At 60.7% G+C, this 12,292-nt stretch carries 10 protein-coding genes and 1 tRNA gene; 3 read left to right on the top strand and 8 right to left on the bottom strand.

From position 1 onward, the window contains the following. Nucleotides 1–12 precede the first annotated feature (12 nt). The 3 genes from MTP42_RS04310 (at nucleotide 13) to MTP42_RS04300 (ending at nucleotide 1,803) form a co-directional block, all read left to right on the top strand. Nucleotides 13–104, top strand: a tRNA-Ser gene (locus MTP42_RS04310). A gap of 58 nt (nucleotides 105–162) precedes the next feature. Then, nucleotides 163–849, top strand: a complete 687-nt coding sequence (locus MTP42_RS04305; protein WP_154276399.1) for a gamma-glutamyl-gamma-aminobutyrate hydrolase family protein — start codon at nucleotides 163–165, stop codon at nucleotides 847–849. A gap of 81 nt (nucleotides 850–930) precedes the next feature. Beyond that, nucleotides 931–1,803: a hypothetical protein gene (locus tag MTP42_RS04300; protein ID WP_249258039.1), complete on the top strand. Its 873-nt coding sequence runs from the start codon at nucleotides 931–933 to the stop codon at nucleotides 1,801–1,803. Nucleotides 1,804–1,852: 49 nt separating this feature from the next. Here MTP42_RS04300 and MTP42_RS04295 read toward each other — a convergent pair whose 3' ends face one another. From MTP42_RS04295 to MTP42_RS04260, 8 genes are all read right to left on the bottom strand, one after another. Continuing rightward, entirely contained in the window at nucleotides 1,853–2,728 is an 876-nt protein-coding gene (locus tag MTP42_RS04295) for a hypothetical protein (RefSeq protein ID WP_249258038.1), read from the bottom strand. A gap of 173 nt (nucleotides 2,729–2,901) precedes the next feature. Continuing rightward, nucleotides 2,902–5,001 (bottom strand): S-layer homology domain-containing protein, encoded by a 2,100-nt coding sequence (locus tag MTP42_RS04290; RefSeq protein WP_249258037.1) that lies wholly within the window; start codon nucleotides 4,999–5,001, stop codon nucleotides 2,902–2,904. Between the two features lie 194 nt (nucleotides 5,002–5,195). Continuing rightward, nucleotides 5,196–6,392, bottom strand: coding sequence for an ABC transporter permease (locus tag MTP42_RS04285; protein WP_249258036.1), 1,197 nt, complete (start codon nucleotides 6,390–6,392; stop codon nucleotides 5,196–5,198). Beyond that, nucleotides 6,389–7,138, bottom strand: coding sequence for an ABC transporter ATP-binding protein (locus MTP42_RS04280; protein ID WP_099357227.1), 750 nt, complete (start codon nucleotides 7,136–7,138; stop codon nucleotides 6,389–6,391). Before MTP42_RS04280 ends, MTP42_RS04285 begins: the two co-directional genes overlap by 4 nt. Then, entirely contained in the window at nucleotides 7,135–8,856 is a 1,722-nt protein-coding gene (locus MTP42_RS04275) for an HlyD family efflux transporter periplasmic adaptor subunit (protein ID WP_249258035.1), read from the bottom strand. Before MTP42_RS04275 ends, MTP42_RS04280 begins: the two co-directional genes overlap by 4 nt. Nucleotides 8,857–9,079: 223 nt before the next feature. Then, entirely contained in the window at nucleotides 9,080–10,390 is a 1,311-nt protein-coding gene (locus tag MTP42_RS04270; protein WP_249258034.1) for a sensor histidine kinase, read from the bottom strand. Continuing rightward, nucleotides 10,383–11,111 (bottom strand): response regulator transcription factor, encoded by a 729-nt coding sequence (locus tag MTP42_RS04265; RefSeq protein ID WP_249258297.1) that lies wholly within the window; start codon nucleotides 11,109–11,111, stop codon nucleotides 10,383–10,385. The genes MTP42_RS04270 and MTP42_RS04265 overlap by 8 nt, the downstream gene beginning before the upstream one ends. A gap of 211 nt (nucleotides 11,112–11,322) precedes the next feature. Next, complete coding sequence (locus tag MTP42_RS04260; protein ID WP_249258033.1) at nucleotides 11,323–12,288, bottom strand: calcium/sodium antiporter; 966 nt, start codon at nucleotides 12,286–12,288, stop codon at nucleotides 11,323–11,325. Nucleotides 12,289–12,292: the final 4 nt, after the last annotated feature.

Genomic DNA, 12,292 nt, shown 5'->3' with positions numbered 1-12,292 from the left:
AACTGAAGATGTGGAAAGATGGCTGAGTTGGTCTAAGGCGCACGACTGGAAATCGTGTAACGTGTCAAAAGCGTTCTGGGGTTCGAATCCCCATCTTTCCGCCAGAAACCCCGGAACGAATGTTCCGGGGTTTTTCTGTTGACGTAAAAAGGAGTTTCTACAATGTCTGCTGCTATTACGATTGCAATGCCGCGCATGGTGCCGAACCAGCTGCTGGCAGAGGCTCACGCCAAATATCCCGAAAGCCTTGCCCGGGCCGGGGCAGAGATGCGCTGGATCGAGCTGGACGACCCCGAAAAGGCCGTGCAGGATGCGCTGGCCTGTGACGGCCTGCTGCTGCCGGGCGGCGGCGACATCGACCCGAAATTCTACGGGCAGGAACGCATCCCCGCCTGCGGTGAGCCCAACGTTCTGCGGGATACCGCCGAGCCGCTGCTGCTGCGCGCCTTCCTTGCCGCCGACAAGCCGGTGCTGGCCATCTGCCGGGGCATCCAGCTGATGAATGTTGCGCTGGGCGGCGATCTGTATCAGGACATCAAGCCCTTTGAGCACGTCCCCCACAACGACCATTGGGGCAAGATCCACACCGTCACCGTGCGGCGGGATACCCTGCTCTCCCGCATTCTGGGGCAGGATACCGTACTGGTCAACAGCCAGCACCATCAGGCGGTGGACAAGGTCGCCCCCGGCCTCGTGCTGTCAGCCCTGAGCGAGGACGGCATCGTGGAGGGCATTGAGAAGCCGGACGCGAAGTTCTGCCTGGGCGTGCAGTGGCACCCTGAGTGGCTCAGCGCCGCCGACCCCGCCATGCAGGGGATCTTTGATGCCTTTGTGGCGGCCTGCAAATAAATTATAAAAAAATCAAAGCCAACTTGAACCATTTTTAAGCTCTGGATCGTATTCCTTATAAAAAGAACAGGAGGTTCTGCCATGAAATCTTCCAAAAAGCGTTCCCGCGCCGTGGTCACGGTGGTGGCCTGCATTCTGGCGGTGTGTCTGGTGGCTGCGCTGGTCCTTTTCAGTCTGGTCAACAGCAAAGTCCGTGCCTTACAAAAGGGTGCGGCCTTTGAGTTCAGCTATAACATCACCGCACAGGACAGTGCCAGTACCCCGGCCCTGTACAATATTCTGAAACAGGTGGGTGCAACTTCCGGCGATGTGGCCGGGCTGTATTCGCCGGGGCAGCTGCAATTGTACCTGTACCCCTCCGGTGGGCTTGCCCGCGCCGAGACCGGCGGCACCGACTTTTTCACCGACCTCTATATTGATGCCAACGACACCTACTTCGATGCCGGGCGGCTCTACCGCACCCTGCGGGATTCCATCGCGGACAGCGCGCCGCTGGTGGGTGCGTTCCTGCCGGAGTGGTCTCTGCCCAACTACATCACGCAGGCCCAGCTGGCAAAGATCCTCGGCGTGCCCAACACGCAGGTAGCCATGCAGGAGATGTCCGGCTACACCCTGACCCTCAGCCGCCAGTGCGTCGTCCACCCCGATTATGCCAAAAAGGGCTACATCTACTATCAGTTCCCGTCTGAGGGGGAGGACGCGGCTGTCCTTGTGGTGGGCCTGCCGCTGAAGTCCCTGCTCTTCGATGACACCATCCCCGTGGATGTCCATGTGGAGATCCCCGCCCACGGTGTCAATGCAGCCCTGAGCGGCACGCTGGAAGCCGGTGTCAACAGCCTTTCGGCTCCCGTCAGTGTCATTTCCGACAGCGACATCGATTCCATCGTCCAGCTCCGGGAACGTCTGGAGCAGTTTGCCGATCTCATCAACACAGCGTTAAAGCGTGTGCAGTAACAAAAAAGCAGAGCCGTGCAGCGTTTGAACTGCACGGCTCTTATCTATTTCAGCGCTTATGCTCAATGTGTTCCTGGATCCATTTGCCGCCATCGCCGCTGCCCACCGCACTGTCATAGACAATGCCGGTCAGCTCGCTGGTCAGGTCGGACTTCATCTTCTTGTACTCCTGCTCTGCCTGATCCGCAACGCTCTGGTCACGGCCATTGTCCCGCAGGTACTGGCGCAGCTCTTTCAGAATGGCGTTGAACTCCTTGTCACACTCGCCCTGAACACTGGTCAGCTTGGCGGTTTTGGACACCACGATGGAGACCTTCATCCCCAGATTGCGCTCCTCCACCGGGTGGGAGATATACTCATTGTAGGCCTCGTAGATCACGCCGTAGAGCTTGGATTCCGTCTGCCTCTTCAGGTTCTGCAGCTGGCGGATGTAGCTGTCGATCTTGGCATCCACCTCATTCTCCGAAGCAGCGGAGCTGCTGGAGGCATGGCTGCTGCCGGGGGCCTGACTGCTGGCCGCATGGCTGCCGGAAGCCGCAGAGGACGCGGGCACCGAGTGTGCGGCACTGGAACCGGACACTGCGGAGCTCACGCTGTCCGCCTTGCTTGCGCTGGCGGCAGAGGAGGCTTCACTGGACGAAGCTGTCTCCGAAGAGGAAATGCCAAGTTCCTCTTCCAGCTGTTCCAAAAAGGACGAAACCGGGGATTCTTCCGTCACCTCACTGCTGACGGCGCTCTCGCTGGAGGCGGCGGCGCTGGAGGGTTCCTCAGCTTCCCCGCCGGGCAGAGCGGAGGACGGCACAGAGCTGGCCTGCGCCTCGGACACAGGGGTGCTTTTTCGCATCCCTGTCAGGATCAAAGCAGCTGCCACGATCACCACAAGAACGATGGCCGCAGCCAGCTGATAAAGCTTCTTTTTCTGCATCTGGTACAAAATTCTCCCACTTCAGATTTCGTTCCCGGCCTTTTGCCGCGCAGGAACAGGTCTATCATATCATCCCCGGGGGAGAATTTCAATGGATAAATCGTGAAAAATGTCGCCTAACTGCCTTTTTACGACAGGATTTCGTCCCATTTCACAGCCTGTCGGAGACGCGGTCAGTCTTTTTTCACAGCCACAAGAACGCGGATCTTTCCGCCCGCCGCGCTGCCGTGGGCATCGTACCAGCCGATGAGGCTGTAATCCTCGGCGTTGATCTTGGAAAGGGTGGTGGCGTAATACTTGCCCTTGTACCACAGATACACCTGCATGTCATCGGCAGTCTCATAGCGGGTGGAGCCGCTCCGCACGGAGGCGGCCCCCAGCTGATCCACCGTGACCGGGAGCAGCTGGGCCATGGTGCCCACACTGCCGGAAGCAGTCTTGCGCACCGAGATACCGCCCGCCAGCACGGGATACTTCACGCTGGTCTTATAGGTGGTCTGCTCACCGTTGACGTAGCAGACATAGTTTGCGCCGCTGCTCAGGTAATCCAGCACCGAGCTGACCACGCCCGTGGTGCTGTTGGCACCGATCTTGAGCAGATAGCTTGCCAGGCTGGCGGTGCTGCTGGTCACGCTCTCCCACAGGGTGCTGCCAATGCTGCCATCGACCAGCCCATACAGCAGGGTGCTGGTGGAGGGCATCACGCTTTCCACCGCACCGGCCACAAGGTCAGAGGCGCTGGAACCGGTGGTGTTGGAGGTGGACGAGCCGGAGCCGGTGTTCGTGGTGGAGCTGGCTGCGGTGCTGATGAGGTTGGTCACATCATCCAGCACACCGTAGGTCCACAAGTCGCCGGTGGCATCGTTCAGAATGAGCCGGTCAATGGCACCGTTCTCATCCACGGTGTAGTAACGGACATCCGAGGCAGAAAGTGTCACCCCCGATAGGCGGCTGGGACTTACTGTCCCAGCCAACCCCTCCGCTGTCGTATCCAGGATTTCCACATCCGAAGCAAGGGCCGCATCGCCCAGCGCGGTGCTGTCCGCACGGATGGTGCCGCTGACCGATTGGCCGCTCAGGGTCTCCACGTTCTCACCGTCGGCGTTGACGGTGATCTTCACCAGCCAGCCGGCGGGAAAGTTCAGGCTCTTGTCCACATTCACGGTGCGGGTCACGCCATCGGTGCAGGCCACCTGCACGCTTTGGAGCACATCCGCGCCATTTTCCTCGGTCAGGCTGCGGGAAGAAGTCTGCACCACGCCATAGAACACGCTGTCGGCTTCCTCGCCAGTCAGAACGGCCACCACCTCGTTGTTCATGCCCAACAGCAGGGTGACCACCTGCCCCACTCCGCCGCCGTTGAGGGATGAGAGGACCGATGCCGCTGCCGAGGAAGCCAGTGTATAGCTGGTGCCTGCCACTGTCACACTGGTGGGGGCGCTGGCGCTGGGCGAGACCGCCGTGATGCGGCCCGCCGCCTTGCGGGAGTAGATCCAGACCGTTCTGGCGCTGGCGCTGTAATAGTAGACATCGTAGGCGTTCAGAGCGGCATCTGTGGCCACGGTATCATTGCGGTAGACCGCCGCCGGGGCAAAGGGCAGCTGGGTGGTGCCATCGGCCACAAAGGGGCCCTCCACACTGCTGAGCAACACCGAAGACAGGTCGATCCGGCCATCCGTCACGGTAAAGCCCAGCGTGGCGGCATAGGTCTGGTTTTCAGCGGTGCTGGCCGTCAGGGCATTATAGAAGAGCACAGCGGCATCTTCCAGGGTCAGGCCCTGCCCCTGCACGGCGCTCAGATCGGCCCGCAGGCCCAGGCTGCCGGCCTTGTTGAGCTGTGCCGCCGGGAAGCTGCCGCTCAGGGTAGTAACCTCATAGCCCAGCAGTTTGAGGGCGGCGGTGCAGGCCTCTTCCAGCGTCACACCGTTGTCGGGCCGGAAAGAGCCATCGGTATAGCCGCTGAGCCACCCCTGCTGGACGGCAATGCGGATATAGGGGGCATATTCGTTCCCGCTGTCCACATCGGTGAACAGGGTGCCGGTGTTCCCCTGCGTGGCGGCGCTCTCCCGGTAGGCCGAGAATGCCACCAGCAGCTTTGCCAGCTGGCCCCGGGTCAGGGCGGTGCTCAGGGCGGAGGCCTGTTCGCTGGTCAAGCCGCCCAGCGTCACGGCAGTCTGCACCGCCGCATTGCTGGCAGCGGCATTTGCCGGCACCACCAGCATCGAGCAGGCAATGCAAACGGCCAGAAGAAATGCTAGAAAACGTTTTTTCATATCGAACTCCTTAACAAAGGGTTTCATTGATCCTTGGCTCCCCTATCAGGCAACAACGACGACCGCCGCCAGTGGCGGATAAAGGGAGGAGTTGTTGGGGCAGCGGCCAACAGGACACGAGTGCAATCCTTTGCACGAAGTGGACGCTGGGAGCCGCAACTCGTATGCTGGCGAGCGAAGCGAGACTGAGAGGTTTAATCATATCTCAATGCTTCAATGGGGTTCAGCCTTGCGGCGCGCTTGGCAGGCAGGTAGCCGAACAGTACACCGATGCCCACCGAAATGCCAAAGGCCACCAGCACTGAGGTCATGGAGGGGGCCACCGTCAGTTCCATATCCGACACCAGCAGCGGGAGCACCCGGTTGGCCAGAGCGCTGAACAGATAGCCCAGTGCAATGCCAAGCAGGCCGCCCAGCGCGGAGGTGGTGGCCGCCTCAGTGACGAACAGGCCCAGAATGCTGCGTTCCTTGGCTCCCAGCGCCTTGCGGATGCCGATCTCCCGGGTGCGCTCGGTGACGGACACCATCATAATGTTCATAATGCCGATGCCGCCCACCAGCAGGGAGATGGCTGCAATGGCGGTCAGGATCGCCACCACCATGTTGATCATGCTGGTCATGGTCTCCAGCATCTCGCTCAGGCTGGTGATGAAATAGCCGTCCTCCGCGTGGAGAATGGATTCGATCCCTACTACCAGAAGATTCTTGCCCTCATCGGCAAGTTCATCGCTCACCAGAACCACGCCGTAGGAGCTGGCGCTGGTCTTGCTGATGCGCTGGGCGGTGGTATAGGGCACAAAGATCATGTCATCGTCAGTGCCCTCCTGATCGGTCGTACTGCTGACATTGGCTTCCAGCACGCCCACGATGGTAAATCTCTCACTGCCGATCTTGATGGTCTGGCCGATGGCGTTGCCGCCGTAGGCCGCACGGGCAATGTAATCGCCCACCACGCAGACCTTTTTATTATCCATGATGTCCACATAGGTCAGGCCCCGGCCCTGGGCCAGCGTGCGCCCCATCATATCCAGGTAGGTCTCACTCACGCCTTTGACACTCGTATAGCCATAGGTGGTGGTATCCACCTTCACGGTGCTGTCCAGCGTGGTGGTGGGCGACATGCCGGTGAACACCTCCGGGTGGCTGTCCACGATGTCGTACAGCTGCTGCACGGTCACGGTGCGGGAGCCGCGGCCCGTGATCTGGACACTGAGGACATTGGTTCCCATCTCAGAAAAGCTGTCCTTGATGCTCTGGGTCATGCCATTGCCCAGACCTACGATGACGATGACCGCCGTGACACCGATGATGATGCCCAGCATGGTCAGAACCGTGCGGAACTTGTTGCTCCAGATATTCTTGACTGCTTCGCGGAAGGTCTCGTAGATCATGCGTCCCCCTCCTGTTCTGCCGGTTCAAAGTTCAGTGTCGGCTGAACGATGGCCTCCGGTGCCCGGGCATCGCCGTCGTAGACCACGCGGCCATCCTCCAGCCGGATGATGCGCTGGGCCTGCACGGCAATGGAGTTGTCGTGGGTGATGAGCACCACGGTGTTGCCCTGCCGGTGGAGCTGCTGCAGCATTCCCAGCACCTCGCGGCCGGTGTGGCTGTCCAGCGCGCCGGTGGGCTCGTCGGCCAGAATGACCGCCGGATTCCCGGCCAGTGCCCGGGCAATGGAGACGCGCTGCTGCTGGCCGCCGGAAAGCTGGCTGGGCTTGTTTTTCAGCTTATCGCCCAGCCCCACCTGCTCCAGTGCCTCGCGGGCCCGGCGGCGGCGCTCGGCGCGGGGCACGCCCGCATAGATCAGCGGCACCTCCACGTTTTCCAGCAGATTCAATTTGGGCAGCAGGTTATACTGCTGGAAGATGAAGCCCAGCATCTCGTTGCGCACCTCGGCCTGCTCATTTCCGGACATGTTGCCCACCTCCCGGCCATTGAGCCGGTAGCTGCCCGCTGTGGGCACATCCAGGCAGCCGATGATGTTCATGCAGGTGGATTTACCGGAGCCGGACTGGCCCACGATGGCCACGAACTCGCCCTTTTCAATTTTCATGCTGATGTGGTCGGCGGCTTTTACCGTGGTGTCACCCATCCGGTAATATTTGCACACATCCTCAAATTCGATCAGAGCGCTCATTGCGGGCCACCTCCCGGTGCGCCGCCGTTCGGGCCGCCGCTTCCACCGGGCCCGCCGACCACCACCATCTCCTCCATCTGTCCGTCAGCGCTGACAGAGGCGGTGCTGCTGGCGGTGTAGGCCACGGTGTCGCCTTCCTGCAGGCCGTTTGTTACGGCGATGTAATCATCATCGCTGGTGCCGGTGGCCACCTTGACATAGACATAGCCCTCCGGGGCGGTCATGCTGGGGTCGGCGTTGGCAGCGCTGGGGGAATCCCTGGTCACCAGCACATAATTGCCCCGCACCACAGCGGCATTGGGAATGGAAAGCGCGTTCTCGGTGCTGGCCGTCGTGATCTCGGCGGTGGCATTCATGCCGGGCAGCAGGTCGCCGGTATCGTTGATGCGGATGGTGACAGGATAGGTGGTGGTACCGCCTGCCGTGGTGCCCGCCTTGGATACGCTGGTGACCACGCCGGTAAAGGTGCGGTCAGAGATGGCATCTGCGGTGATGGTCACGCTCTGCCCCTCCTTGATGGAGAGGATCTCCAGCTCATCCACATTCACCGTCATCTGCAGGTAGCTCAGGTCGTAGATGGTGCACAGGCTGGTGCTGCCCGCGGTATTGCTCACGGTGTCGCCCGCCTTGACCTCCTTGGAGATGACCGTGCCGCTGATGGGCGAGGTGATGGTATAGTTGTTCAGCTGATCCTCGGTGTCCTCCATGGACATCTGGGCACTGCGCAGGTTATCGGAGGCGTTCTGCACCTGCTTGGTCAGCTCCTTGCCGGAGATCCTGACCAGCGCGGTATCGGCGCTGACAGAGGAGCCCTCTTTCACGCAGAGGGCGGTCACGGTGCCGCCGGTGGAGGCGGTGATGGTCTGCTCGTTCTGGTAGCTGAATTTTGCCGATGCCAGCGCGCTGACCCCGTTGACGCTGGCCGTTGCGGCCTGCGCGGTGGTCAGGCTGCCGGTGTTGTTCACCGCAATGGTCACGGTGCGCACCAGCAGGTTCCCGCTGCTCAGGGCATCCGCACCGGAGACGGAGCGCACGGTGCCGGAGACGGCCTCAAAGGTGCCGTCCAGCGTGACCTGTGCGGCCTGCCCCACGGTAAAGTTCGCCGCATCCGCCGCCGGGAATTCCAGCGTCAGCAGCAGGGTGGAGGCATCCCGCACAGTGGCCACCTCCTGCCCGGCGGTGACCACATCGCCCACCGCCACCTTGTAGGAAGCCAGCGTGCCGCCGATGGTGCTGCGGATGTATTGGGCATCCACTGCATCCTCGTAATTGCGCTGGGCCTGATCCAGCGAGAGCTGGGCTTTTTCCACGCTGTTGGCGGCGTTGGAGCTGTCGATGGTGTAGAGCACCGTTCCCTCTTCAATGGTGTCCCCCACCGCAAAATCGGCGGTGAGCACGGTGCCGGACACCAGCGCATTGACGGTGTAGGTGTTGGCGGCGGCAATGGTGCCGGAGCCGCTGAACACATTTGTGATATTCCGGCGCTCCACCGCGCTTTCCAGATAGGCGGTATCTACGCCTGCCGGTTTTGCGCCCTTCCCCGGCAGCAGGAACGCACCGGCCACTGCGGCTGCGCAGGCGGCAGCGGCAATGCGTTTCCAGTTGCGCCTTACAAAAGGTCTCCAGCCCTTCGGTCTTTGTTCTGCAGGCACTTCCAGCGCCAGATTGAATTCCTGGTCGCTCTGTTCCTGCGGTGTTTGTTTCTTTTTTCGCAGCATTGGTTGCCCCTCCCTGATGTTATGGCCGGGTGCAAAGCCGCACCCGCCCTTCTTCCAACAGTATAGCGGACCTTTCTTAACATTCGCCGGAGATATTTCTTAAGACTTGCTTAAGTTCGGTGGAAAAAGTGTAAAAAGCGACCCTCCCCGTCATCGCATTGCAATGCCGCCTCCCCCTTCGGGGGAGCTGGCAAAGCCGTAGGCTTTGACTGAGAGGGTTGTCTTATTCTACCGGGAACAGCAGCGTCATGGTGAACTGCTCATTCTCCTGTTCGATCTTGCAGTCTGCGTGCATCTTATCCATCATGGTCTCGATGCTGGTCAGGCCCACCTTGGTGCTTTCCACTGCCGGGGGCGCGGGCAGGACATGGTTGCGGAACACAAGGCCCGCCTTCCCCTCCTGCCGCAGGAACCGCACCTCGATGGGCCGGGCCGGGTCGGCGTACTTGATCAGGTTGGAGCCGATGTTATCCAGAATGCGCCGGATGTACTGCGCCCGCACGGTCAGGAGCACATCCTCGCTGCCCAGCTCCAGCGCACAGGCAAAGCCGCGCTGCTGCAGCATCTCCACCATCTCGGCCAGCGGTTCCTCAAAGATCTGGGAGAAACGGGCCGGGGCATCCAGCTGCACCACGGTGTCCCGGGTGACCAGCGCGTACTCGAACAGATTGTCGGACAGCTGCTTGATCTGCCGGGCCTTACCGTCGATCTTTGCCAGATATTCATCCTGCTGGGCCTCGGTCTCGTATTTGTGGTGACGCAGGATCTCGGTATAGAGCAGCAGGGTGGTCAGCGGGGTGCGCAGGTCGTGGGACATCTCAGTGATCAGGCTCTTGACCTTGGCGGCAGCCTGAGCCTCCTCAGCCTGCTGCTGGCGCAGGGTCAGACGCAGGCCATCCAGACTGGTGGCCAGCAGGGCCAGCTCATCATCTCCCTGGATTGTGATGGGATGGTCAAGGTCACCGCCCTCCATGGCCTGGATCTCCCCGCTGAGCAGGAGGATATAGCGGATGATCTTCCGGCTGCTCAGGAAGAAAAACAGCGGGAAAAGGGCAAAGCTGACAAGCAGCAGGATCTCGCACCCCTTGCCGTAATAGGCATCCACGCCGTTGTAATAGAACATGGCGGTGGTCTCTTTGTCAGAAAAAGTGAGTGAATACATCGGGAGCCAGTGCTCGGCCGGAACCGCTTCCGTCACGTTTCCCCGCCCCTCGTAGACCGGAGCGACCAGCGGATAGGAGGAATAGAGCATCCGGGAGCGGTCGTAGATGATGAACATCGTGCTGCCGTTCCGCACAGACCAGTCGTCCAGCTTGTCGATATCCCGGCTGGAAAGGCCGCGCCGGTCGATATAGCTCTGCAGCTCCTGCACCTGTTTTTCCACAGCCCGCTGCTGGGTTTCCGGCTGGTCAAAATAAAGCCACAGGGCTTTGTTCAGCACGACCTGCATTCCCACCAGAAACACAGCACTTGCCAGTGCTGAGAACAGGATCATCAGCATCAGCTTGCCGGAAAGCCCCAGCTTTTTACGCATGATCCTTCTCCTCCCCGGGCACAAAGCGGTACCCTTTCCCCCACATGGTCTGCAGACGGGCGGGGTTCTGCGGATCTTTTTCAATCTTCATCCGCAGATTGCGGATATGTACCATCACGGTGCCGTTGGAGGTGTAGAAATAAGGTTCCTGCCACACATCCTCGTAGATCACCTGTACCGGGAAGATGCGCTGGGGGCTCTGCATGAGCAGCCGCAGGATCTTGTACTCCGTCTCGGTCAGGTCGATCTCCTCCCCGTCCACCCAGGCGCGGTTGCAGTCCAGCGCCAGCTTCACGCCATGGCTGCACAGGGTCAGGTTTTCGGCCCGGGCCGGGGCCTGCCCCTTGCCCTGATAGACGCAGTACCGCCGCAGCAATGCCTTGACCCGGGCGCTGAGCTCCGCAAAGGAAAAGGGCTTGGGCAGGTAATCGTCCCCGCCCGCGGTCAGGCCCAGCAGCTTATCGGACTCCTGTGATTTTGCCGTGAGGAACAGGATCGGCACTGTGGAGAGCTTGCGCAGCTCCTCGCAGACGCGCAGGCCGCTCATACCCGGCATCATAATATCCAGGATCACCAGATCGACCTCCGGGCGGAACACCTCCAGTGCCCGGGTACCGTTTTCGGCTTCGATGATATGGTATCCCTCGCCGGAAAGCAAGATGCGCACGCCGTCCCGGATATCCGGATCGTCCTCCGCGATCAGAATGGTCTGCTCTGCCATGGTCTTCTCCCCTTTTGTCATTCTCGGTTCTAGTATAACAGCAGTTTCCTGCATTTTCCATGAAATTTTTCTAAGGATTTCTTAAGAAAACGCTTCTTCCGGTCAGACCCTGCTGCAGGGACAGAAAAAAGGCATCCCCGCACTTCACAGAACGAGGATGCCTTTCTCAAAACGGTTTTCTGCCCCAAAGCGCCCGCTCCGGCGCAGAGGCTTACATTGCAAACTGGACGGCGCAGAAGGCTGCATAGATGCAGAGCAGCAGCACACCCTGCCAGCGGGAGAGCCTGCCCTTGAGCAGAGCGGGCACGGTCAGGAGGATCATGACCGCGAACATCACGGGCAGATCCATGACCAGAGAGGAATTGATGCCCATGATGGTGGAGTTCTGCGGGATGCTGAAAGGCGACACCGTGATGGACATGCCGCTGACCAGCACCAGATTGAACACGTTGGCACCGATGACATTGCCCAGCGAGAGGGAGCCGTGGCCCTTTGCCAGCGAGGTGATTGCCGTGACCAGCTCAGGCAGAGAGGTGCCCAGCGCCACAAAGGTCAGGGCAATGACGGATTCCGGCACGCCCAGCGCCTGCGCGATCAGGGTGCCGTTGTCCACCAGCAGGTTTGCACCCACAGCGATCAGGGCTGCGCCGAGGACGAGCAGGCCGATCTCCTTGGCAAAGGACATTTCCTTTTCCGGCTCGTCCTCATCGTCTTCCGGGGCGGGGGCGTTTTTCATAGCCAGCACATTGCAGACCATGTACGCCACGAACATTGCCAGCAGCACAATGCCGATGGGGCGGCTGAAGTAGCCGGTGGTGTAGGCCACACCCGCATACAGGGCCGCTGCCACAAAGAAGAACAGCACCGGCACCCGCAGGCTCTTGGGGTCCACCTTGCCCGGGCGGACCGCAATGGTGATGGCCGCGATCAGGGCCGCGTTGCAGATGACCGAGCCAATGGCGTTGCCATAGGCGATCTCGCCGTGGCCGGTCATGGCCGAGGTAGTGGAGACCATGACCTCAGGCAGGGTGGTGCCGATGGACACCACCGTGGCACCGATGAGCAGCTCTGGCACCTTGAAGCGGCGGGCGATGCCGGTTGCGCCGTCCACGAACCAGTCGCCGCCCTTGATGAGGCAGAGCAGGCCCACGATAAACAATAATACAGGGATCAGCATATAA

Origin of the sequence: Faecalibacterium sp. I2-3-92 (assembly GCF_023347315.1) — a bacterium.
GTDB classification, from domain to species: Bacteria; Bacillota; Clostridia; order Oscillospirales; family Ruminococcaceae; genus Faecalibacterium; species Faecalibacterium duncaniae.
This window is presented reverse-complemented; position numbering and strand designations above follow the sequence as displayed.

Excerpts from the sequence above, each read along its gene's own strand:
- MTP42_RS04265 (WP_249258297.1), bottom strand. The coding sequence starts at position 11,111 with ATGGCAGAGCAGACCATTCTGATCGCGGAGGACGATCCGGATATCCGG.
- MTP42_RS04260 (WP_249258033.1), bottom strand. The coding sequence starts at position 12,288 with ATGCTGATCCCTGTATTATTGTTTATCGTGGGCCTGCTCTGCCTCATC.
- MTP42_RS04285 (WP_249258036.1), bottom strand. The coding sequence starts at position 6,392 with ATGATCTACGAGACCTTCCGCGAAGCAGTCAAGAATATCTGGAGCAAC.
- MTP42_RS04275 (WP_249258035.1), bottom strand. The coding sequence starts at position 8,856 with ATGCTGCGAAAAAAGAAACAAACACCGCAGGAACAGAGCGACCAGGAA.
- MTP42_RS04305 (WP_154276399.1), top strand. The coding sequence starts at position 163 with ATGTCTGCTGCTATTACGATTGCAATGCCGCGCATGGTGCCGAACCAG.
- MTP42_RS04270 (WP_249258034.1), bottom strand. The coding sequence starts at position 10,390 with ATGCGTAAAAAGCTGGGGCTTTCCGGCAAGCTGATGCTGATGATCCTG.
- MTP42_RS04290 (WP_249258037.1), bottom strand. The coding sequence starts at position 5,001 with ATGAAAAAACGTTTTCTAGCATTTCTTCTGGCCGTTTGCATTGCCTGC.
- MTP42_RS04280 (WP_099357227.1), bottom strand. The coding sequence starts at position 7,138 with ATGAGCGCTCTGATCGAATTTGAGGATGTGTGCAAATATTACCGGATG.
- MTP42_RS04295 (WP_249258038.1), bottom strand. The coding sequence starts at position 2,728 with ATGCAGAAAAAGAAGCTTTATCAGCTGGCTGCGGCCATCGTTCTTGTG.
- MTP42_RS04300 (WP_249258039.1), top strand. The coding sequence starts at position 931 with ATGAAATCTTCCAAAAAGCGTTCCCGCGCCGTGGTCACGGTGGTGGCC.